The organism is Treponema porcinum (assembly GCF_900167145.1).
GTDB classification, from domain to species: domain Bacteria; phylum Spirochaetota; class Spirochaetia; order Treponematales; family Treponemataceae; genus Treponema_D; species Treponema_D porcinum.
Genome location: NZ_FUWG01000007.1, coordinates 40,118 through 63,982, shown reverse-complemented (window position 1 = coordinate 63,982; position 23,865 = coordinate 40,118). Strand labels below are relative to the sequence as shown.

Genomic DNA, 23,865 nt, shown 5'->3' with positions numbered 1-23,865 from the left:
TATAGAAAATCTTTAATTTTTTTTGAAAAAAATCTAATCTTTATTGTTTATGTATATTCTGACTTTTTGTTTATGCGGAACTTTTTTTTCCGATGCGGTTGCATCGGAAAAAAGATTATATGTTTTCAATTCCGTTTATGATGCGGACAAGCGCCCGTGTTGCCTTGCCTCTGTGGGAGATTGCGTTTTTTTCTTCTGCGGTAAGCTGTGCCGCCGTTTTGTTATACTGCGGAAGAAAAAATATAGGATCATATCCGAATCCGCCTGTTCCTGCTGCATCTTCAATTTTTTCTACTATTGTTCCTTCCATTGTTTCCTGTGATATGAACACACGGTCATTTCCGAGGTACAAAACCATTGCGCAGGTATAATGTGCTGAGCGCGGACCATTCTTAAGCCTTGAGGTATCTGCTCCTGCTGCAAGCGCATTGTTAAGCTGGGCTATGAGAAGCCTGTTCTGTTCATCCTGCGGAATTTTTGTTCCGTCGGGGCGTCCTTTCGGGAATTCCGGACCTGCATATCGTGACGAGTAAATTCCCGGAATTCCGCACAGCGCATCCGCAGTAATTCCGGAATCGTCTGCAATGACAGGGCAGTGTACGATTTCATAAAGGGCTTTTGCCTTTATTATGCTGTTTTCGTAAAAAGTCGTGCCGTTTTCGACCGGGTTAAAATCAATGCCCTCGTCTTTTGGAGTGATTATTGTGTGTCCGGAAAGAATCTGCGTCATTTCCTTCTTTTTGTTCAGGTTTCCTGTTGCCAAATATATTTTCATATAGTTATTCTATCAGATTGAAAACGACGCGTCCATACAGGAGAAATTCCTTGTAAAAGAACGCTGCTCCTTCTGAAGGACGCGTCGTCTGGCTTCTGTCTTTTTGCTTCAGGCTACTTTTTTTCTGTTTTGCGGAAAGACATTCTGCCATCTGCCACTGGATTTTCAGTCATTAGTTCCTTCGGTATGGAACAGCTGCTTTCCGAAGTGTCGTCATTTTGCCGCACGAGCTGATACAGTTTTTCCCTGGATTCTATATTTTTCAGATAATAACCGACTTGCCGCTGGCATATTCCAAGTGCCTGCGCAATCGCTTTGTTTGTAGGGCAGACAGTTCGCGTTTTTTCCTTGAGTGCATTATTAAGCTTGCGCCAGCGCTGTTCGTGGACATTAAGAAGATATGAAAAGACTTGTGTTTTTTTTGAAAATGTATTTGCCTGCAGCAGTTCCCGGAATTTTTGCATAAAAAAGTATTCCGTGTTCCTTCTTTCTTCAATCTTTTTGTATGCGGCGTATTTTTTTTCGACTGATTTTTTTAGAATTTTTATTGCATTTTCCAACCTCTTTTCCTCTGTCTGACAGAATTTACTGATTTTCTTTATCTGATTTTCAGAAAGAAAAGGACTTGATTTCAGCGTGAGTATAATGACTAGTTTTCCTTCTCTGGAATGCGGTTCGTAGAAATAGTCAAAAATAATGTTGTTTTTTGCCGAATCAGAAACAGTCTGCGTTTCTGGCTGGCGTCTTTTTCTTTGGTAAGGGGCGCATTCTGTTCTGTCAGGAATGTAGGGAGTGTAGTGTACGATTTTGTAGGAGAATTCATCCCTGCTGTATTTTTCCTGACGGTCTTCTTCGTCGAGTTTTGACAGTCCCGTATAAGTCCTGTTCTGTACGTTTTCATAGAACTTTTCACGGTGTATGGTCAGCCGCTGGTAACGAAGGTACGATATAAGATAGTTTCTGAATTTTCCGAACTCCTTTTTGTAATGGTCAAAAACAAAATAGCCGTTCTTCAGAAATCTGAATACCAGTTCGCTTTTGATTTCATCATTTTGCTTTGAAATGAGAAACAATCCGGGGTTGCGGTGAATTTCCTCTGCAATAAAATTTATTGCCTCTTTCCGCGTTAATTTTCCTTTCTCGATGAGTTCCGGCAGCTCATTGAGCTCGAATCCTGCTTTGTTCATAAAAGCCTCCTAATTTTTATCGTTTGACTTTTACAATGCAAGATTCGTGCCAAGAATTATTTTTTTTGAAAAAAAAACTAGTTGATTACCCTCGCAAATTCCTTGACGATGGCCGGTATCAGCGTATCCAGCTTTCCTTCCGTACTCAAGCCGGACGCGTTTTTGTGTCCGCCTCCGCCGAATTTTGCGGCGATTGCGCTTACGTCAATGCTGTCACGTGAACGGAAGCCTGCGGTGCAGGTTGAGTCTGTTTCCTGCCGTGCAAAAACGACTGCCTCAACGTCCTTTACCGAAAGAAGCGATGAGTACAGCAGGTCAGAATCACGTCCGTCCTGACCGTATTTTTTTGTGTCTTCCATCGTTTCGTATGTAACGATGAGCCTTCCGTTCAGATATTTTTCTGCGTGATTTAGCATAATGCCGAGCAATTTTCGTGTGTTGTACGATTTTCCGCTGGTAATGTAATCGTAAGTTTTTCGCGGATCTGCTCCTGCCTGAACAAGGCGTGCGGCTGCCGTAAGAACGTCGGCATCTTTTGAAGAAAGAAAGCGGAAGAAACCTGTGTCAGTCATAAGTCCGAAAAACAGGATTTCTGCAAGGTCTTTTGTAACTGTGCCTGAAATATTTTCATACAGCAACTGGATAAGAACGGATGCTGCCGGCGCGTCCGGGGCGATGATGCATTCTGCGTTTTCCGGACAGTCAGCCGTTTTGTGGTGGTCAATGATGAACGTATCAAGATTTTTCAAATCGCCGTCAATTTCACCAAGTCTGTGAAATTCTGAGCAGTCGCATATCAGAAGTCCCGTTTTCTTCCTCTCGTTTTCAGAAAGAAACGTCATTTCGTTTGTAAAATACGGCTCGTATTTTTGAATTTCAATCCGCTTGAACGGACCTGCGGAAAGCAACTGGTACGGCTTTTTGTAATGTTCGGCAATTGCCTTAAGTCCAAGACAGGAGGCAATGCAGTCTCCGTCCGGTTCTTTGTGTCCGATAATGTAGAAAAAATCATGCTCCTGCATAAATGTCCTGAATGCCGTGATTTTTTCAGGAGAAATTACGTTCATTGTTATTCCTTAAGTTCTGTTGTATATAGTTTTTTTATCACCTGATTATACTGATAAAAAAAAGCTGTTTCAATTGAAACAGCTTTCATTGTTTTATTTAAAAGTCGAATTTTTATAATTCGATTTCTTCAAGAACATCCTTGTCTATGCCTTCAAGTGTTTTGCCGCTTGCAACGACACCCCAGATCGCATCAGTCTTTTTAGCAGGAATAGAAAGAATGACGTTCTGGAAATTTCCGTCATCTTTTACTATTGTCATAAAAGGCTTGAGTTTTCCGCCGCTAAGATAACGGATTCTGAGCTTGCGCGGTTCTTCTTTTGAACCTTTTGCCCATTTCTTAGGAATTACTGTTTGTCCTACACCGTACTTATTTTTCTGATAGATAACGACATAGCCTTCTCTTGAATCAAGAATTTTCAGAATAGGAACATTCACATACGAAATCGAAGACCAGTTTTCTTCGTGCGTTTCATTGTGCTTTGTTGGAACTGCAAACACAGCTCCTGCAACAATAATGGCAGCAAAAAGCGCGCAGAATAGTTTTTTCATATTGTTCTCCAAAAATCAGGCAGAAATCGTATTTTTCCGGCTGATTTGCAAGCTGCTTTTCAATATCTGAAAAACAGCAGTTGATAAAAAAGTTTGCAACGCAAACTTGCGGATAAAATTCTGTTGCTGCTTCAGGCAGCATTTTTGATACGGCTGCTGTGCATTGAACTAAATCAGCCCAAGCATAATAGCCTTTATCGTATGTTTTCTATTTTCAGCCTCATCCCAGACGCGGCTTGCCGTACTTTCAAAAACGTCCTCGGTAACTTCCTGACCTTTTACAGCCGGCAGACAGTGCATAAATATCGTATTCGGCTTGCCGGTTGCATTCATCAGGTCAGCGTTAATCTGGAACGGAGAAAGCAGCTTTATGCGCTGTTCTTTAAGGTTTTCTTCACCCATAGAAACCCACACGTCCGTATACAGTGCATCCGCACCTTTTACAACATCTATTTTATCACTGATTTGAATTTTTGCACGGGAAATTTCAGCAAAAGGCTTACAAATTTCAATAATATCTTTATGAGGAAACAGTTCTTTAGGACTGTAGACGGAAAAATCTATTCCCATTTTTGCGCAGATAAGCATAAGGGAGCGCGCAACGTTGTTTCTTCCGTCACCGCAGTATGCAAGATGAAGCCCTTTGAGTTCTTCAAAACTTTCTTTTAAAGTCATAATGTCTGCAAGTGCCTGAGTAGGGTGGAAATCATCCGTCAGTCCGTTTATGACAGGAATGCCTGAGAATTCCGCAAGCTGCTCAACGTGCTCCTGCTTAAATCCTCGGAATTCGATTGCGCTGAACATTCTTCCAAGAACGCGCGCCGTGTCTTTTACTGATTCTTTTCCGCCGAGCTGTATATCGTTCGTTGACATAAATACAGGATGACCGCCTTCTTCTCCGAATGCGGTTTCAAAGGAACTTCTTGTGCGGGTAGAACGTTTTTCAAAAATAAGTGCGATTGTTTTGCCGAGAAAACGCTGGTGGATTTCGCCGCGGTGCGCTTCTGCCTTCACCTGAAAAGCAAGGTTTAATAATGTTTCTATTTCACTTGGTGTCCAGTCAATCCAGTTCAATAATGACCGGCCTTTAAATGGTGCTTTGAATGTTTCCATAGACCTATAATAATTGTTTTTCATTTCTCTGTAAATAGATCGGATGTGCTGTCCTGGCGGAAGGAAAATTAGTGTCATTTCATTTTTTTTATGAAAATTTATTGTTTTTTATATAATTTTATATTTTTTTATAAAAATTTATAAATGAAGAATGAGTGAAGTATTTTGGCGCAAAAAAAAAGCTTGCATATATATGCAAGCTTTCTAGGGACCATAGGGATTGAACCTATGACACTACGGATATGAGCCGTATGCTCTACCGACTGAGCTAGGTCCCCAAGTGATGTTTTGAATATTATCAGAGAGTTTTTTTTGTGTCAAGGGTGATTTTAAATTTTTAGCGAAAGGGTTTGTTTTTGCGAGTTTTATTTTAGCGGAGCGCCGCGTTTTGAATAAGGCTTTTTGCAATTGCTTCAAGTTCTTTAAGACGTTTGTCAGGGAAGGGTGAAATCTCATTGTAGGAAGAATTAAGGCAGCTTCCGTTCTGGAACTGCGCGAGCATCCAGCAGGCATCTTTTGGAAGAAGCTTTGATATTTCGTACAGGTCGTTTTCTTCAACAAGGCCGGGAACAAGAACCGTACGGAATTCCCTCTTATCTGCCGGATATTCTGCGATTATTCCGATCGATTTTGAAAGAAGAGAAACGGCGTCTTTTCCTTCGAAAAACGTTTTTCCGCCGCACAGTTCTGCATATCGGCCGGGTGCAGTTTTTATGTCCATAGCAATAAAGTCAGGGTGCGTTTTCGGGTTTTCTACGATATTCCGGAGCCTGTCTGGAAGCGTACCGTTCGTGTCAAGTTTTGTTTTATATCCGAGCGATTTTGCATAGGCGAGGATTTCCGGAAGCCGTGGATTAAGCAATGGCTCTCCGCCGCTTACGGCAAGTCCTGAAAGTACGTTTTTGCGTTTCTCAAGGTGGGAAAACAGTTCTTCTACCGTGATAAAACCGTCTTCCATTCCGCCGGCAGACACAAGTTCCGTATTGTAGCAGTAGGGGCAGCGCAGGTTACAGCCGCGTAGAAAAAAAGCGCAGGCAACTGTTCCCGGAAAATCAACGAGCGTTGTCTTTATAAGAATTCCGGCTTTTTCAGTACCCGCGTTTGTATGTTCTCCTGACATTGTCAGACTGTTTCTTTTACAAGAATAGAGTCAAAAATCGCCGTAAGTTCTTCTACGTTGTGACCGCGGGCAATTTCTGCTCCGTTTTCGCCGTATACAATGACTGTAGGGGAGGCAAATACGCCTTTTGACGCTGCGGAAGAAAGTCCTTCTTCCGTATCTACGTCTATTTCTGTTCCTTCAAGCGGGATTGCCTGCATAAATTCTTTTACTGGCGGACAGTTCGGGCAGGTTCTTCTTGTGAAAAGTTCGTAGCGGTTGCCTGATGATGCAGTTTCTGTATTTTCATACTGTTCCTGGCGGATGACAGCCTGTATTTCTGAGCACTGGCACGGAGAATCGGCGGAAGAAATGGTATATTCGCTGCCGTCAAGCGTAAACAGTTTGCGGTGAGAAAATTCGTCTTTCTTTCCTTTGTTCCAGTTTTTTACGGCACGGTAATAGCCTACAATCCGGGCGTACACTTCTGTTTCTGTTCCGTGAACATCCTCAAGTTCTGCCTTTGTTTTTGCAATTTCTTTTTCAATTGCTTCAATAGTTCTTTTTTCCATAAATCGTTTCTCCCATCTCTTTTTTTATAACTGTACCTTTATGTATATGCGATGTCAATAAACAGTCGTATTGTTTTTTTCCAGATTTTTTATCTGGCTGCAAGAAGCTTTGCCTTTTCTGCTTCAAGCTTTTTCAGTTTTTCCCTGAGCTTGCGTTCCTTTTCTTCCTTGCACTTCGGACATTCAAACTGCTGGCCTGAAAGATAACCGTGTACAGGGCAGATTGAATAGGTCGGCGAAATGGTGAGGTACGGGATTTTGTAGTTGCTGAAAATTGTTTTTACAAGTTCGCTGCATGCTTTCCAGTCCTTTATCTGTTCGCCCATAAATATGTGGAATACTGTTCCGCCTGTATACCTCGTTTGCAGGCTTTCCTGGTGGTCAAGCGCTTCGAATACGTCTGAAGTGAAGTCGACCGGAAGCTGCGTTGAGTTCGTGTAGTACGGGGCATCCTGTCCGCTTGTGATGATGTCCGGAAACTGCTCCTTGTCGTGGCGTGCAAGCCGGTAGGATGTACTTTCTGCCGGAGTTGCCTCAAGGTTGAACAGTTCTCCTGTCTTTTCCTGATAGTCAGCAAGGCGGTTCCGCATATAGTCAAGGACACGCTCTGCAAACTGCTTTCCTTTTTCCGTTGCTATGGAAACACCAAGGAAATTCAGGCAGCATTCATTCATACCGCACAGACCTATTGTATTAAAATGATTGTTCAGCGTTTTAAGGTAGCGGCGCGTATAAGGGAAAAGTCCGCCGTCGTACAGTTTCTGTATGACTTTCCGCTTTATGCACAGGCTTTCTTTTGCAAGATCCATAAGATAGTCAAGGCGCTTGAAAAATTCCTGTTCGTTGTCTGCAAGATAACCTATCTGCGGTAGGTTTATGGTGACGACGCCCAGAGAGCCTGTGAATTCATCAGAACCGAAAAGTCCGCCGCCGCGCTTGCGCAGTTCGCGCTTATCAAGGCGAAGGCGGCAGCACATTGAACGCACGTCGCCCGGGTTCAAGTCGGAATTTATGAAATTCTGGAAATACGGAGTGCCGTACTGGCTTGTCATTTCAAACAGAAGTTTTGCATTTTCGCTGTTCCAGTCAAAATCTTTTGTTATGTTGTAAGTAGGAATAGGATAGCCGAAGCCGCGTCCGTTTGAATCGCCTTTAAGCATTGTCTTTATGAAAACACGGTTTATTATGTCCATTTCTTTCTGACAGTCGCCGTAGGTGAAATCAAGTTCCTTTCCGCCGACGACAGCCCTTTTGTTCTTCAGGTCGTCAGGACACGTCCAGTCAAGCGTGATGTTTGTAAACGGTGCCTGAGAACCCCAGCGGCTAGGAGTGTTTATGCCGAATACATAGCTCTGTATGCACTGTTCGACTTCCTGTTCGGAAAGACTGTCTGCCTTTACGAACGGTGCAAGGTACGTGTCGAACGAGCTGAATGCCTGCGCTCCTGCCCATTCGTTCTGAAGGACGCCCAGAAAGTTTACCATCTGGTTTACGAGCGTTGAAAGATGGCTTGCCGGTTTTGATGTTATTTTGTCCGGTACTCCGCCGAGTCCTTCTGCAATCAGCTGGCGCAATGACCAGCCGGCGCAGTAGCCGGAGAACATTGACAGGTCGTGGATATGGAATGCGGCTTTTTTGTGCGCATCCGCAATTTCCTTTGTATAGATATTGTTCAGCCAGTAGTTTGCCGTGATTGTTCCTGAATTGTGCAGGATAAGTCCGCCGAGCGAGAAATTGACGTTTGCATTTTCATTTACGCGCCAGTCGCTCTGTGCAAGGTAGCCGTCCATAGTCTTGTTGATGTCGAGCATAAGCCGTTTTGTATCGCGGACTGCTTCGTGCCGGGCGCGGTACAGAATGTACGCTTTGGCAACTTCAACTTCCTTGTTTTCGATGAGTACGCTTTCCACAATATCCTGAATTTCCTCAATTGCAGGAATGGAGTGTGCACGTTTTCCTGCCATCTGGATGCGCAGGATTTCCTCAACTTTGTCGGTGAGTGCCGAGGCTCTGTCTGGGTCAGAGTGCATTTCTACGGCGGTGATTGCCTTTCCGATGGCGCTCTCGATTTTCCGGCGGTCATACGCTGCTATTTCGCCGGAGCGCTTGACGACTGACTTAATGAAAGACTTTGTTTCTTCATCAGCGCTTGAGCCTAAAAAACTTTTCCATTGCGGAAAGACAGACTGTTCATTCATTATTTGTTCCTCTCTGCATTTTTTACTTCGGTGATAAATTCGTCCAGTGTTTCAAAGTGCTTGTATGCTGACGCAAAACGGATATATGCAACTTTATCAAGCTGGTACAGGTGGGAAAGCACAAGTTCGCCAAGGTCGGAAGTAGTAATTTCCCTCGCGGACTTTCCTTTCATAATGGCTTCGTCTTCGATTTCGTTCACAAGATTTTCGATTGTGGCTGTTGCAACGGAACGTTTTTCCAGCGCCCGCTCTATGCCTTTCGCAAGCTTTGAATGGTCGAACGGCTGCCTTCGTCCGTCACGCTTCACAACCATAAACGGTTTTTCTTCAATCCGTTCGTAGCTGGTGAACCGGTAGCCGCAGGCGATGCATTCTCGTCTGCGGCGGATGCTTTCACCGTTTGCCATTGTTCTTGATTCTATAACTTTATCGTCTAGACTTCCGCAGTACGGACAGCGCATTTTCCCCTCTATATGGCGTTTTTTTTATTGCTGCTTAACTATAAAACACAAAATCTATTAAGACAAGGGAGATTGCGCAAATTCCTTAAAAATATTTTCCGGGGCGTTTGCCTGTTCACCGTATGTAAGGAATATGGAACGTCCGTTATTTTTTATGGTGCTTTTTTGTTTTTGCAAGTTTCCTGCGCTCGGAAGATACTTCTGTATTTTTGTTTCTTAGCGCCAGCATAAAAATCTCAAAGATTGTGACAAAAAGTGCCGCCGTATGCGGAAGCCAGTTTCCGAAGCGGAGGTAGACTGTTTCCTGTTTTTTATACACCGGTACTTTGCAGAACAGGGCGGCTTCTTCAAAAAGCGGCATATCGGAAAGGACGTTGCCGCGCGCATCGATGACGGCGGAGTAGCCGGAATTTGTTGAACGGACAAGCGTTGTCCTGAGTTCTATTGCGCGGAATGCGGAGATGACGAAATGCTGGTACTCGGAAGATTTTGTCTTTGACCAAGAATCGTCGGTAATGTTCATAAATACTTCCGAACCGTTCGCCGCAAGAGGACGACATACGTCCGGGAACGCATCGTCAAAGCAGATAGGCGTAGAAATGCGCACGTACGGTATTTCCTTTTCTTCTGCGGCGCGCGGTTCATCTGCAAGTGAGATGACTTTTACGGCAGGTTTTTTATATGCCGGAGAATACCGTCCGGGAACGTCGAAGAATACATACTGGTCACCGGGCGTCCATCCTGCCGAAATGCCTATTGTTTTTTTCAGGAATGCAGATACTGCCGGAATATCTGAAAAAGGCAGGACTTCTGCGCACGGTACAAGATGGTTTTTTCCGTATGCGCCGCGCATTATTCCGTCTTTGTCGAACAGCATTGCAGCGTTTATGACTTTTCGCGGAGAATGATTTTGTACATACGAGCCCCCGAGTACAAACGGAATTCCTGTTTTCTGAATGAATGGAATGAGCGGCTTTTCCGGCGGAAAGTACGTGTAGTGATTTTTTGCGTTCGGAAACGAATATTTAAGGCATCCTTCGCTCCAGACGATGAGGTCTGCCTGTTCTCCTGCTGCCTTTGCTTCTTCAAGCTTTTCTTCTGTAAGTCTTTCTGAAAGCAGGATTGTGTCGTTGTCGTTTTTTTTCTTCCACGGATCTGCGTTCTGTTGTACAAGGATTGTGTTCAGGTATTTTACCGGTTTCATTGGTTTGATATATCTGGATGCTCCGTAGCAGAACGAAAGTATGAAAAGCGCTGTCCATACGCAGCAGACGTGAAAAAATCCCTGTGCTGCACTTGTACTGCATCCGTTCATTCGTGCTTTCAGGAAAATAAAAAATCCTTCCGTCAGAACCGCGCCGAACATAACTGCAAGAAACGTTACTCCGTATGTGCCTGTAATGTCTGCAATCTGAATAAAAACATTCCATCGGTAGAACGCGCTTGAGACCGTTCCCCACGGATAGCCGAACCATCCTGTTGATTTCATCCATTCGTAAAGGACATATACCGTGCAGAACCAGAGTATGCGGAACGGAATGAATGCTCTGTATGAAGGAGATGCGTATATCCTGAGTTCCGTATGTTTTTTGTACCTGTGGAACGGCGAGTATAGGATAAGCCCTGCTACTGCGCCGATAACGCCTGTTCCGAGTGCAGATGCACCGAGCGTAAAGACTGCAAAATCCTTGAAAAATGCAAGCCAGAAACTTGACATAAGGTGAACAAGCATTGTATTCAGTCCTGTAAGCAGGGCCGCCTGTTTATAGGAAGAAAAATTTGTGTATGCAAAATAAAGCGGAATCAATGCCAGCATAGCAGCTGCTGGCGAACCGAAATGCAACAGTTCGTTTGGGATTGCAAGTGAAAGCATTGCTGCGGAAAAAAAAATATAAAAAACTTGTAAAAATCGGTTCATTCGTTTAGTATATTAACCATATTATTATAAAAACGCAATAAGTGATTCATTTTGTGCTGCTGCGTACGGAGTAGGTGGGAACGTTTTTTATGAAAGTAGTTGATGATGCTCATAAAGCTGAATATGGTATAAAGCCTGATGTTGTTGCAGCAGCTCCAGGCAGATTTCATTTAATCGGGGAACATTCCTGGTTTTTCAAGGACAAAACACTGTCGATGGCAGTCAATCTTCCTGTCTATGTTGCACTTTCAAAACGGACGGACAGTTCGTTCCGCTTTTATTTCAAACAGCTTGACGAGCGGAAACGCGCTAATCTCAATTCCCTTAAGTTTAAAAAAGAAGACCGGTGGGCAAATGCAATAAAGGCTGTAATATACGGTTTTACTTCCGGAGGATTTGATCTTGACGGCGGCGCTGACATAACTGTATACAGTGACATTCTTCCTTCGGCAGGATTTGGAATTACTACTGCCATAAAAGTTGCCGCCGCACTCGGGATACGCCGGCTGTTCGGACTTAGGTGTGACGACAATGCTTTTCTTCAGGTGATTGAGAGGGGAAACAGGCTGTTCCTCCAGCAGCAGAACTATAATTCCGATATTTTTTCTGCAATGTTTTCAAAAAAAGACTGTCTTATCGTTACCGACCATACAAAAAATTCTTATGAGAATGTTCCTGTTCCGTTTAAGGATAAAAAAGTTCTGCTTGTTGATCTAAGCGTACCGCGTGTGTCTTTATGGAACGAAGAATCGCTTTTTGAGCCGGAAAATGCGCTTCTTCTTGGTGATATGCGCGAAACGAAATCTTCTGTATTCGGTGGCTGGCAGTATATTTCGGACGTTACTGACGTGAACGAAGAACTTTCCGTTGTGAGCGAGGATACGCGCCGGAAATTACTGTGCATTATGCGCGAACATGGTGATGTTCTTGAGGCTGTGAAGGCGCTTGAAAAAAATGATTTCAGCCGTTTTGCGCGTACTGTAAATCACAGTTACGAAAGCCTGCGCGATTATTATGATTTGTCCTGCCCGGAAATAAACTGGATTTTGAAGAGGGTGGCGGAGATAGAACCTAATCTTGAGAGTATGAGGGAACCTGTTTCGTGCGGTCGCATAACAGGCAAGGGGTTCGGAAGATGCGTGTATACAGTCCTTCGGGAACAGGACGTTGATAAATTCAAGGAAAAACTTGTTGAATATGAGCATATTTTTGGTTTTCATCCGTCCTGCTACGAAGTACATTCCGCTGACGGAGCGCATATCGTTGAGGGGTAGGCATTTTTCCTGCCGGCAGAAAAGACCGTGTGGTGTTGAAAAAAATGAATGTTCTTATAACAAATGATGACGGATATGACTCGGACGGCATACAGATTCTTGGTTCTGTGCTGAAAAAAGCCGGGCATACTGTATATATGGTTGCGCCGTCGGAGAACCGTTCTGCAATTTCCAGCGGCATTACGATGACGCGTCGCCTTGACATCAAGAACGTAGGAGACAGGTACTGGTCTTGCTCTGGTACTCCTGCGGACTGCATCATTACGGGGCTGAAAAGCAATTTAATAGAAGAGTCTGTTGATGTTATCCTGTCAGGAATAAACGACGGCGGAAACATCGGAACTGACATTATTTATTCCGGAACGTGCGCGGCTGCCAGGCAGGGAGCATTGTATGGTATTCCGAGCATTGCGCTGAGCATTTCATTCGTGCACGGTAATGCGGAAAAGCGAACCTGTTTTGAGCGGCTGGCGCAGTTTGCCGCAAAGAACCTGCCGTCGCTTGTACTTCTTGCAGGGAAGAACGGATGCGCGTCTTTCGTAAATGTAAACGCGTTTTCATTCAGCAGCTGGAATGGGGTACGGCTTACAGGTTCGCTTGCGGTGAGGCATTATGATGATTCGGTGGAGATTGTGCATAAGCCGGACGGAGACGGTATGCAATCATTGTTTTACGGAAAAGAGCCTTTGTCTTCCGGAACTCAGGATTCTGACTATTCTGTTTGTGCCGAAGGATATATTTCTGTTTCCGGCGTGATGGTTGAGCCTGTTCATTCAGAACTAATAGACGGTATCAGTTTTTCATTATAATATATATCATATTTGACATAAGGCGGGTGGGAAAATGCCAGATTCAAATGTTTTGTCACAAGGAATTGAGTTTTACAATCAGAAAAAATATTCGGACGCGCTGACGTTCTTTTTGGCTTTGTCTTCTGAAACAGGCGCGGACAGTCTTGACGTTGCTTACTATCTTGGGCTGTGCTATGCAAAACTTTCCCGCTACGAGGATTCGCTTTTGTATCTGGAACAGGTCGTTACAGCAGGGAAGGATGAAGAGCGCGTCTTGCAGTGCCGCCTTATTCTTGCCGTAATATATTCGCTTTCGGGACGAAAACGCCTTGCGGCTTTTGAACTGAACAAGCTGCTTGAGGCGGAATACAAGCCGGCTTCGGTGTATGCGGCGCTTGCGTTCGTTGCGTGGGAGCAGAGCGATACTAAAAAATGCCTTGATTACTATGAAAAATCGCTTGATGCAGACCCGGAAAACGTTACTGCGCTTAACGGAATGGGCTATGTTCTTGCCTGCGAGGACAAGGATTTGACAAAAGCCCTTTCGTTCTGCAAAAAAGCAGTCAAGGCTTCTCCGAATTCTGCTGCCTGTCTTGATTCCCTCGGGTGGGTTTACTATAAGCTCGGGCTTTATGATGATGCAAAAAAATATCTTGAGATGGCAGAAGCGATTGACGGTAATAGCGAAGAAATTGCAAACCACATAAAAAGCGTTGTGCTTGACGGAGATAAAAGATGAAACACAGAACTGCTGTCCTTTTTGCCGTGTTTTTCTTATGTTCTGCTACAGGCGGATTTTTATCTGCGCAGACTGTTTCTGCGGGGCTTTATCCTACCGGAGAATACAGAAGTGCGGAAGAAAGTTTTGCCGCTCAGGAATTTCGCCGCGGCGTTCAGGCTTTTTACAGAGGTTCTTTTAATGAAGCTATCCTTCAGTTTGAAAAATCGCTTTCATATCTTCCTGAAGATAATCTGATTCTTGACTGGCTTGGAAAAGCATACTATCACTCCGGGCTTGAAGGAACGGCAATTCAGGAATGGTCTAAGGCTTCCCAGTCAGGGTACGGCGGACTTCTTCTGCTTAATAAAATTGAAGTTGTAAAGGAGCGGCGTGTTGCCGTTTCTGAGGACGAAATGGAAATCCGATATTCAGAATCGGGTAGTTTTCCCGGTGTTTTTAACGGAGAAATGATTTTTTCGGCGCCTGTTTCAGTGCTTCCGAACAGCAACGGAACTGCCTGGGTGCTTGCATACGGTTCAAATGAACTTCTGCGCCTTGACGTAAACGGCGTTGTCATTGACAGGGTTACAGGTCCTCTGAACGGTTTTGACCGTCCGGTTGACATTATACGCCTTTCAAATTCAAATATGCTTGTGAGCGAAAGTGCCGGCGACAGGCTTGCGCTTTTGAACGGTAACGGACGGTTTATCCGCTATTTCGGGGAGAAAGGGCGCAGTGCAGGGCAGATGGTAAGTCCTTTGTATCTTGCGCAGGATTCACGCAGCAATATTTTTGTTACTGATTACGGCAATATGAGGGTGGACGTGTTTGATTCCGACGGTAACGGACTGTTTTTTTTCGGACAGGAATCTGCAGGTTTTGAAGGTCTGCGCGGTCCAACCGGAATTGCCGTCATCAACGATATTGTGTATGTAGCTGACAATGTAAAAGGCTGTATCTATGAATTTGACCTTGCAGGCAATTTCCGCCGTGCGCTTGTTGAAGAAAATACGTTCCGCCACCCGGAATCTATGAAAGTGTGGCAGGATTATCTTGTTGTCTGCGACAGTAACAAAGTTTTTTCCGTTGACGTAAATACCGGTGCAGTCTATGAGAATATGAATACGGGAAATGCTCCGTCAAGGCTGACAAGCGCAGTTCCTGATATAAACGGCAATGTCCTTGTGACCGATATTCAGGCGAATGAAGTTTACGTGATGTCAAAAATGCAGGAACTTGTCGGCGGTCTTTTCGTTCAGATTGAAAAGGTGAGCGCAGAAAAATTCCCTGAAGTTACGCTTGAGGTAAAGGTTGAAAACAGGCACCGTAATCCTGTTGTCGGACTGAAAGAAACGAATTTTTATTTTACAGAGGACAAAAGACCTGTTTCAAAGTTGAAATTTAACGGTTCTTCCTATGAAAATACATATGCGGACATTACGCTGCTTATAGACAGAAGCGTTCACTCCAGAAAATTTACTGAAGACGGTGGCATTGAAACTGTCGTCCGGTCTATTGCAAAAAGTATGCAGGGAAAAGGAACGCTTCGTGTTGTCTGTGCAGGAAAAATTCCTGCCGTAGAATACGCCGGTTCTCCGGAAGGTGCGCTTCAGTTCAGCGCGGAGGGACTTCGTACGCCGTATTCTTCATCCGTCCCTATGGATCTTGCAATACGCCTTTGCGCAAATGATTTGATTAATGCGGCAAAAAAGCGTGCCGTCATCATTATAGGAGCAGGAAAAACGACGTTGAATGCGTTTGACAAATACAACCTTTCTGAAACGACGGCGTATTTGAGCAATAATTCAATTCCCTGCCTGTACGTAAAAGGTTTTGATAATTCTGACCTTGACGAAAATCTTGATTACCTTATAAGAACGACTTTCGGAAGCGAATATTTTGTATGGCAGGCAGAAGGACTTGACGGTATTGTTCAGGATATTCTTGACATTCCGTCCGGTACGTATTCATTTACGTATACTTCCGCTTTGTCTACGAATTTCGGGGAAAAATATCTTCCTGTTGAGGTGGAAACGTATCTTATGAACCGAAGCGGCAGGGATGAGACTGGCTATTTTGCTCCGCTAAAGTAATTTTTTCTTTGCTAGAATTCAAGTTTTCCGCCGATTGTCGCCGTTATTCCAAGAAGCGCTGCATTGTCCTGTACGTCTGTGTAAGAGACGGATGCGCCTAAGTATATGGAAAGATATGAAAGAATTGTTGCATCAAGCCTGTGGCTGATTTCGTATTTCTGAGTCAGTTTTTCCGTGCTGTCGGAGAATGAAAGCGAAAAATCAAGACTGTCTGTTCGCGTGAGTTTTATTGCGCTGATTTTTTCTGCCGCTTTTTGAGGACAGAACAGTTTTATAAAATACGTTACCGGGCTTGACTTGCAGCGCCGTTTCCACAATGCGGTGTACTGCGTATTCCAGGAAGTATCTGTTTCAAGCTTGAATTGCGCCGCCAGCTTAAGAACGTCGGAGTCATTCATATAAAAACCGCCCTGCGCATACGTAGAAATGCTGAAAATCGTATTTTCCGGTGAAGAAGCTGGAATTTTTACAGCGCCTGTAAGTGAGAATGCAAATTCGTCAGTCTTATACCATTTGAAAAGGCGCAGACGGCTCTGGCTTCCGAAAAGATTGAACGGCGTATTCAGTACAGTTGCTTTTAACTGGTAGATGTCGCTTTCCGTGTCCGTTATGATGATGTCGCGAGCGGCTGAAAAATCAACTGATGAAGGAATTAAAAGGTCTTTTATGCCGGCGGACAGTCCTCTTTTCCACAAAAAACTGTAAGTTCCTGAATACGAAAGCTGGTTTCCGGCAGAATTTGCGGCTGTTTTCCGCATTTCATCTGCAAGAGCCGCGCTGAATAAATCGTAGAACGGTACTGCCGAAAAATAATATGTTCTTTCGCCAAGTTTTTCAATCAAATTTTCTGCATCATTTTTATAGTCACCGCCTTGTGTGCATAACGCTTTTCCGCCGCCTTCTTTTTTGTATTTAAATGAAAAACTGTTTTTTCTTATGCGGAACGGTATTTCTGCTCCGGCTTCGGTTGTATCAGAGAAAACTGTATCGGTGGTGCAGGCGTATTTGCCTTCTGTTTGGAAATTTATGGAAGGCGATAATGCTGCCGGGCTTATTTTGGTAAGCATTTTTGCAGAAAACTTTACGTTTCGTGAGGTGGCGTCGTTTTTTCCTGCGGAAAAGGATTCCCGCCCGGCCCGGCAATATTCCTCAAAGTAGTTTTTTTTATCGGAATTTTCGCAGGAAGATGAGGCTGTTCTTTTTTGGGAAACGTCTGCATCCGCCGTAAGGCTGAAAGACCAGCTTTTTCCACCGAATTCAAGCGCAGATTTTGCCGTTCCGCTCTGTCTGTATGCCCAGCGGTCGTCGGAAAAACTGTTTGCGGCAGAAAATGCAAGCGGAATGTGAAGGCGTTTTAGGTTCAGTGCGGCTGATGACGTTTTTTCCGTAGATTGGTCTGCCGGGTAATAAAGAAATCCGTCGTCTGCGGAAAATATGCCTAAAAGTGGCGCGCTTGTTTTTACGGAATGCCCTGCCGATGAAAGTGCGTTTTTTTCTGCGGAAGAAAGCGACGCTTCCGTATGAATTTGAATTCCTGCAACAGTTACTTCTGCCTGCGTACTGTTTGTAAGAAGCTTGTCGCCAGGCTTGTTTCCGTCTGTCTGAAGGGAAATGCCTGCATCTGTACGGGAAGAAAACGAAGCGTCCTGTATGAGTGTAACTTTTCCTATTGAAATGACAGTTCCTTTTTTTTCGGCTTCGATTTTTGCCGTATTCTGAAGCAGAAAATACGGCGATGTTCCGTCAAGAATAAGCTCGTCAATGGTAAAAGTTCCTTTCTGGATTACGGAAAGCGCGTTTTCTTCTTCTCCGTCGGATTTTGAAACGGCAGGAAGAAACTCTATTTTCATTCGCGACGGAACGACATTTTTATTTATGAATACGCTTGAGTCCGACCCGGAAACTGTATTTCCGTCTATCAGGATTTTTTTATTCTGTATGTCAATTTCCATAGTGTGAAAGGAATTTCCGCGGTTTTTCAGGTACGGTTCGAACGCACTTTGCGAAAGGACTGCCTTTACCGCAATTTTTCCGTTTTCTTCAATGCTTTCTGCGTTTCGGTCAAGAATAAAAGTAAATCCGCCGTTTCCGTCTGCGTGCATAGTGTTTTCCTGCGCAGAAGAAGAGTAATCTTCCGTGTCAAAGCGGAATGAGAACTGTATTTTTTTGTAGGACGAAATGTCGGCTTCGTTCAGGTATTTTGCTGCCGTAATTCTGCCGGATTCGCCGCCGTTTCCCGTGTATGACCAGCTGACTTTCTGTACGTAATTGTCATCGTTTCTGTCGTAGGATTTTTTTATGGAGTTGTCTTTTTCCTGACTGGTTGTAAGTTCAAAATCGCTTTCTGCTTTTGCAAAAATTCCCTGACTGATAATTTCATAAGGACCGATGGAGATTGAGCCTGTTCCGTCAGAATCGCTGTTTTTCCCTGCGGCAATCAGCCTGAGTCCGCTGTAAGCAGAAAGCCTTGCCCTGTCAGAGTCTGTCAGGATTACTGTTACTGTCTGCCAGCCGTCTGCATTCGCGGAAGAACCGTCTTTCTGAAACGAAACGGAAACGTTTTCTGCGCCGGAGTCAGAAATGTTCCAGGTGGGAATGCGCGTACTGTATTCTATGTCCGGATCGTCATCCGTATCAATGCCAAGCTGAAGGTATACGTCATATTCAGTGAATGACGGATTTTCTGCCTTAAGTGCAATTCTGAATTCTGTTGCAGATGTAAGGCTGCTTCCGTCTGAAAGGTTTACGTTAATTGCTGACCATGGAGTTTCTGAATGTATGCCGGAAAAACTAAATTCAAGTGGAATTTTGTATCCGGTGATTCCGGAGTCTTTTAATCCGTCTTTTGAGGATGATTCAATCGTGCAGTTTTCTTGCGGAGAAAGCTGTTTTGAAGAAGAAAAATCGCGGCTGTTCAGGCATGGGGCTGTTCCTGACGGCAGAAAACTTCCGGCGTTCTGTCCGAGATATACTGTTTTTGGTTCTGCATCGTCAAAGGCGCACAGACGGTAAATACCTGTCGTGTTTACGGAATTTACGGAAGCCGCTGCCGCATTCGACAGCTTAAGCTGTTCTGTATTCCAGGAAACTCCGCCGGAAATTGCCGCATAGCCCGAAACTGGTTTTTCGTATTCGGCATACGTAACGTACGGAGAAAGCGGCCATACAGTTGAAACGGAAATATCCGCTGCCGCCCGGCTGTTAAAGTTGTACAGCCAGGAAATCTGCGCCGCAACAGAGCCGCTTTCCGTGCCGGCGGAGTCTTCGTTCCAGGTAATATAGATTTTGTCATAGTCAGAAACAGATGTGCTTAGCGTAACTTCTCCAGACTCCTGATTGTATGTTGCGCCGTAATCAAGAAGTCCGTTCCGGTAGACTTTTACTGAACCGGCAGAAACGTTTGTTCCGATGTCATATCGTGATACAGGCGTATATTTTTTTACGAGCAGTACAAGGTCTGTCTGTGCTGAGTTCGGGGAAATATAAACCTGCGGATTTTTGTCTGCGGCAGGAAAACGAACCTGCGGTTTTGTAAAGGAGTCCGTACCGGTCGTTTCTGCGCGTGTTATTGATGCGAACGTATGCTTTTCGTAGAAAAAATCGTCGGATACAAACGTTGTTTGCGCATCTACAGTTTGTGCGGAATAAAGGCTGCTCTGTTCTTCCGTGTACTGTGAGGCAACAATAACATCTGCATCGGAAGAAAGTCCGCAGTCGTAAATGTTTGCGCACGCAAACGGAGAAAATCCTGCGGATGACTGCAAAACAAGCACTTTTTTTCCGTCTATTGTTTCTGAAAGCGGACAGGTGTACCGCTCTAAATCAACTTCTGAAACGGAAGAAAAATAAGACTGTACTGCACCAAGAAAAGTCGTTTCGTCGCTGTAAGTTCCGCAGGCAGAAACAAAATCTTCTCCGCCGGAAAAACTGACTGCAACGGAAGGAAGTTTTCCTCCTGTGCGGTACGTCGCCGCATCTTTTGAAATGATAATCAGGTTTTGCACGGATTTTATCAGGTACTGGTCAGACGGAATTTTTTTGTAAGTCCGCCCGGAAAAATCTTTGTACGTTCCGTTTTTTGATTCAACATAAATTTCTGAAACAGCCTGTGTAAGCTCCTGCGTCGGAAGTACAAAAAACTGTCCTTCAACATAATTTGAAAGGCTGATTTTTTTTGTCTGAACGCTGTTTTTGCCGTAAAAAACTGCGTCTTTCTGTTCAGTTATATCGTAGCGGAATGCAGCGTCGCCTTTCCATTTTGGCATTTCATTTTTTGTGTCCTGAAAATGTGCCTGAAGTCCGGGTGCCTGATTTTCTCCTCCTCCTATTCCAAGATTGAACGAATCAATCGAATATCCTGACGGAACGATTATTCCGCGGTTTGCGATTTTAAATTCCCTGAGCGGATTATTGTCCTTTCCGTAAAAACCTGCGGCGACTGTGTTTTTTGTAAATTCATCTGCAAATGACGTTTTAAAATACCACTGGCGGTTCAGCATAAACCAGAGCGACAGGTCGACTTCCTGCTTTAACACCGGAACGGAACTTGAAGAGCCGGCAGAAGAACCAAAGGAAAAATTCGCCGTGTTTGAAAATTCTGCCTGCCACCAGCCTTTTGCAAGAAATTCAATGCGGCTGTCGTTTATTGTATAGTCGAACAGTGAAGCCGGCGATTCTTCAACCGGAAGCGTAAGCAGCGTTGAGGGAAGGGCGATTGTTCCGGCTCCGCCTGGAGAAACGTTTGCGGTTGAAGGAGGCGTTTCTGCCGTTGCCGTTTTATTCGAAAAAAATGAAAGCAGGAACAGAAGGAAAAGCGTGATTTTTTGTTTTTTGGGAATGTCAAGCGTCCGTGCTTTTTTTATTTTTATTTCAGGGTGCTTTTCATTCAGGAAAAGAATGGCGTTTTCCACTGCCTGTTTCTTTTTTTCTCCAAAGTCAAAAAGCGTCTGCTGTCCACCTGCTTTTTCCGTTTCGACATTCTCTGCGCCTACACCGAGCAGGCGTATTCCTTTTGTCATATCTGCTTTTTTTTCAAAAAGCGCGCAGGTCCGCCTGTACAAATCGTCCGCAGACGTAATGTATTCACCTGAAGTTTCCTGAACAGTTACGGTGGAAAAATCTTCGTATTTTATTTTTACCATTACAGTCCGGCTGTAGGATTTTTCGCGCAGAAGGCGGAAGTAAACGTTGCAGCACAGTTCCATAAGCGCAGTTTCTGCCGTGTATCTGTCCGTAAGGTCGAACGGAAATGTTGTTTCGTTACTGACAGAATGAGTCGGGGCGGAAAAAGATTCCGTTTCCAGTCCGCGGACTGCATTGTAAAGAAAAGTTCCTGTTCCCGTGCCGAACGCAATGCACAGAAGTTCTTTCTGCTTTTCAAAAATCTGTTTTGTTGTGTAAAAGCCGGCTTTGTGCAGCCGCTCAAGCGTTTTTTTTCCGATACCCCATACTTTTTCCAGCGGCAGCGTCATCATAAAATGTTCTTCCGTGCCGGGTGGCACAATAAAAAGTCCGTCCGGCTTTTTGATTTCGGATGCGATTTTTGAAAGATAACGAGTCTGTGCAATTCCGCATGAAACTGTAAGTCCTGTTTTTTTTGCGACCTGAGCTTTTATCTTTCTTGCAATTTCTTCCGGTGGTCCGAAAAGTTTTTCCGTTCCCGTGATGTCAATGCACGCTTCGTCAATGGAAAGCTGCTGTATGTCCGGCGAAAACTGCGAAAGGATTTCCATAATCTGCGCAGAAATTTCTGAATAGCGTCCCATCCTGCAATGCGTAAATATTCCCTGCGGACAAAGGCGGTATGCAGCCACCGAAGGCATTGCAGAATGAACGCCGAATTTCCGCGCTTCGTAGGAAGCCGTAGAAACAACGCTTCGCCTTTCGGCAGGAAGTCCGCCGACAATTACCGGTTTTCCCTTCCAACCCGGATGGTCGTGCTGTTCCACCGAGGCAAAAAATGCGTCCATATCGACGTGCAGAAAACACTTTCCTGTTACGTTCATAATGCTCCGCCGTTTTCCGTTCTTCCCGGAATGAAAATATCTTTTTTGTATAATTTATAGGAAAAAGTGAGCGTTTCTTCTTCCGTCTGGTACGGAATGAGCGCAGAAACTGTTATTGTAGAATCTGTCGTGTTGTCGGCAATATAGCTGAACTGCATTTTTTTCGGCGGAAAGATTGTCAGCCGGAACGAATCTGTGTTTGTTTTTGTGTCGGAAATGTACAGGTTGTCAGAATACAAAACCGGCTGCGAATTTTCGCCCTTTATGCTTACTGTGCACGATTCGCATTGTTCCGCCGTTTCTATAAAGATAATCCGCGCCGTTTCGCCGAAAAAGCGGTAGTCTGTAAAGGAAACGTCAAGCAAGTCTTCCGTTCCCTTGCGTATGAATACAGTTTCTCTGCTTTTTTTCACCGTCTTGTATTTTTCAGGAATTAGAAGGCTTACCGTAATGAGAATGACGGCGAAAATTCCTACCGCGCTTGCAACGGCGGCGATGTTCTGCTTTATGAAACGCTTTGTGTCAGCATCTGATTCCGTCCATTTTTTGTTGAGCCGCGTGAGAATTCTAAGCCAGATGAATTCAAACGGCAGAAATCCGAATGCAATAATCATATTCATAAAAAAAGAACTGTTAATGAGGCGCGGCAGTGCAGACGGACTTATGTATTTTATTAACTGGACTGAATACGGCATAAGCGGAACGAGAAGCAGCAGGAAGAAAAAAGCCAGTATATACGTTTTTTTTACCGGTCGCGAAAGATAGATTATTATATATTCCGCTGTGAACAGGTAGAAAAGCGAAATGTCTATGCAGCTGAACAGAAAAATATTTATTATTCCGGAAAGCGTGACAAAATAGGCGTATGCATTTGACACAAGAATTCCCTGAACTCTGATTATCAGCAGAAAGTAAAGCGAAGTGAGCAGGAAACCGGAGAACAGTTTTACTGCTATTTTAGTAAAGCTGTCGATGAAAAACCATTTGTACAGCAGGGAAGACAGTTCCTGACCGATAATGAATGACAGCGTGGTTGCGAGAACCGTAAGCGGAATAAGATACCACAGGTGCATTACGTCTTTCGTAATGTTATTGCGGCTTCTTTTTCTTAAAAACGAAAGTTCAGAGAGGGCAAGCAGACTTGCAAACGTGACGGCAAGAAACAGGATCGTGGTGATTTTTTCCCTTATCCAGATGATTTTGTTTCCTATTACAATCTGATTTGTGTGGCTGTCCCATTCCGTTGTGTCTGCCGGATTGTAGGACGAAACTATTTCCGAAAGAAAAGCTGCCGTTTCCTCTGCGGAAATTTTTTCCGGGTTAAGTTCTATTCCTGCCGCCGGAATTTCAGCTTTCAGAAATCTTGAAGTTTTTTCATCATTCTGGAGAAAATTAATCCTGTACAGGGAACTTATTATTCCGCCTTTCAGTTCATAGAAAATTCCCTGAGAGTAAAAGGCATTTGCCGCAAGTTCCGTAAGCCAGGACGGAGTTGTATTTCCGTCGCCGCCGGGAATTATTGCGTTTTTTCCTTTTGTAAACTTTATGCAGAGTGCGCTTGTCCTGTTTTTGTTCATTATGGATTCTAAAAGGACTTCCGTGCCGGTGATTTTATCCGGAATCTGGAGGCGCGAATAATCTCCGTAGGTGAATGCAATGCGGACGGTGCATTTTTTATGTACTTCAGAAATGGCTTTTGTAATGGCGGAAATGTATTCTTTATGGAGCAGAGCTTCTTCAACAGTAAATGAAATTATAAAGTCCGTGCGGAAATCCTGCTGTTTGTACAGTTCGGTACGGTTTTGCGCTTCGTCCGCCTTGAATTCAACGGTAATGTTGAACGGAAAATTATTTCCGTCCGCAGAAAGAAGCGGCGTTTCTATGGGAACTGCGTTCTGCTCTGAAAGAAACGCAAAAAGTTCCCGGCACATTTCATATCCTGAAAGTTCCTGCGCCGCTTCGTTTGAGTAAGAGGAAAAACAAGTAAAAAGAATAAGAAAAATGAAAAAAAAACTGTTTTTCTTCATATTTAATGATTATA

Annotated in this window: 16 protein-coding genes and 1 tRNA gene; 4 read left to right on the top strand and 13 right to left on the bottom strand. The window is 44.2% G+C overall.

Going from position 1 to position 23,865, the window contains the following annotated elements; genetic code table 11:
* Window positions 1–115 precede the first annotated feature (115 nt).
* The 11 genes from rdgB to lnt form a co-directional block, all read right to left on the bottom strand.
* The gene (gene rdgB, locus B5D55_RS05485) at window positions 116–775 is read right to left on the bottom strand and encodes an RdgB/HAM1 family non-canonical purine NTP pyrophosphatase (protein WP_078933004.1); all 660 of its coding nucleotides are present in this window, start codon (window positions 773–775) and stop codon (window positions 116–118) included.
* 113 nt (window positions 776–888) lie between these two features.
* Window positions 889–1,962, bottom strand: coding sequence for a helix-turn-helix domain-containing protein (locus tag B5D55_RS05480; RefSeq protein WP_078933003.1), 1,074 nt, complete (start codon window positions 1,960–1,962; stop codon window positions 889–891).
* A 77-nt stretch (window positions 1,963–2,039) separates the two neighbouring features.
* Window positions 2,040–3,029, bottom strand: a complete 990-nt coding sequence (locus tag B5D55_RS05475) for a DHH family phosphoesterase (protein ID WP_078933002.1) — start codon at window positions 3,027–3,029, stop codon at window positions 2,040–2,042.
* A 112-nt stretch (window positions 3,030–3,141) separates the two neighbouring features.
* Entirely contained in the window at window positions 3,142–3,579 is a 438-nt protein-coding gene (locus tag B5D55_RS05470; RefSeq protein ID WP_143593222.1) for a hypothetical protein, read from the bottom strand.
* 168 nt (window positions 3,580–3,747) lie between these two features.
* Window positions 3,748–4,692, bottom strand: coding sequence for an ornithine carbamoyltransferase (argF, locus tag B5D55_RS05460; protein ID WP_078932999.1), 945 nt, complete (start codon window positions 4,690–4,692; stop codon window positions 3,748–3,750).
* 205 nt (window positions 4,693–4,897) lie between these two features.
* Window positions 4,898–4,970, bottom strand: a tRNA-Met gene (locus tag B5D55_RS05455).
* A 92-nt stretch (window positions 4,971–5,062) separates the two neighbouring features.
* Complete coding sequence (locus B5D55_RS05450) at window positions 5,063–5,812, bottom strand: anaerobic ribonucleoside-triphosphate reductase activating protein (protein WP_078932998.1); 750 nt, start codon at window positions 5,810–5,812, stop codon at window positions 5,063–5,065.
* A gap of 2 nt (window positions 5,813–5,814) precedes the next feature.
* Window positions 5,815–6,363 carry an anaerobic ribonucleoside-triphosphate reductase gene (gene nrdD, locus B5D55_RS05445; RefSeq protein WP_078932997.1) on the bottom strand — a complete coding sequence of 183 codons (549 nt, stop codon included), beginning with the start codon at window positions 6,361–6,363 and terminating at the stop codon, window positions 5,815–5,817.
* Between the two features lie 89 nt (window positions 6,364–6,452).
* Window positions 6,453–8,561, bottom strand: a complete 2,109-nt coding sequence (locus B5D55_RS05440; protein WP_078932996.1) for a ribonucleoside triphosphate reductase — start codon at window positions 8,559–8,561, stop codon at window positions 6,453–6,455.
* Window positions 8,561–9,022, bottom strand: a complete 462-nt coding sequence (gene nrdR / locus B5D55_RS05435; RefSeq protein ID WP_078932995.1) for a transcriptional regulator NrdR — start codon at window positions 9,020–9,022, stop codon at window positions 8,561–8,563. The genes B5D55_RS05440 and nrdR overlap by 1 nt, the downstream gene beginning before the upstream one ends.
* Before the next feature lie 145 nt (window positions 9,023–9,167).
* Window positions 9,168–10,895 carry an apolipoprotein N-acyltransferase gene (lnt, locus tag B5D55_RS05430; RefSeq protein WP_234975388.1) on the bottom strand — a complete coding sequence of 576 codons (1,728 nt, stop codon included), beginning with the start codon at window positions 10,893–10,895 and terminating at the stop codon, window positions 9,168–9,170.
* Between the two features lie 134 nt (window positions 10,896–11,029).
* Between lnt and B5D55_RS05425 the strand changes: the two genes are divergently transcribed.
* From B5D55_RS05425 to B5D55_RS05410, 4 genes are read left to right on the top strand one after another with little or no spacing between them, the layout of a single operon-like run.
* Window positions 11,030–12,214 (top strand): galactokinase, encoded by a 1,185-nt coding sequence (locus tag B5D55_RS05425; RefSeq protein ID WP_078933072.1) that lies wholly within the window; start codon window positions 11,030–11,032, stop codon window positions 12,212–12,214.
* A gap of 44 nt (window positions 12,215–12,258) precedes the next feature.
* The gene (gene surE, locus B5D55_RS05420; RefSeq protein ID WP_078932993.1) at window positions 12,259–13,023 is read left to right on the top strand and encodes a 5'/3'-nucleotidase SurE; all 765 of its coding nucleotides are present in this window, start codon (window positions 12,259–12,261) and stop codon (window positions 13,021–13,023) included.
* 34 nt (window positions 13,024–13,057) lie between these two features.
* Entirely contained in the window at window positions 13,058–13,744 is a 687-nt protein-coding gene (locus B5D55_RS05415) for a tetratricopeptide repeat protein (RefSeq protein WP_078932992.1), read from the top strand.
* Window positions 13,741–15,819 carry an NHL repeat-containing protein gene (locus B5D55_RS05410; protein WP_078932991.1) on the top strand — a complete coding sequence of 693 codons (2,079 nt, stop codon included), beginning with the start codon at window positions 13,741–13,743 and terminating at the stop codon, window positions 15,817–15,819. Before B5D55_RS05415 ends, B5D55_RS05410 begins: the two co-directional genes overlap by 4 nt.
* A gap of 11 nt (window positions 15,820–15,830) precedes the next feature.
* Here B5D55_RS05410 and dinB read toward each other — a convergent pair whose 3' ends face one another.
* Entirely contained in the window at window positions 15,831–21,824 is a 5,994-nt protein-coding gene (gene dinB / locus B5D55_RS11995) for a DNA polymerase IV (protein ID WP_078932990.1), read from the bottom strand.
* Window positions 21,821–23,851, bottom strand: coding sequence for a hypothetical protein (locus tag B5D55_RS05400; protein ID WP_078932989.1), 2,031 nt, complete (start codon window positions 23,849–23,851; stop codon window positions 21,821–21,823). Before B5D55_RS05400 ends, dinB begins: the two co-directional genes overlap by 4 nt.
* Window positions 23,852–23,865 lie beyond the last annotated feature (14 nt).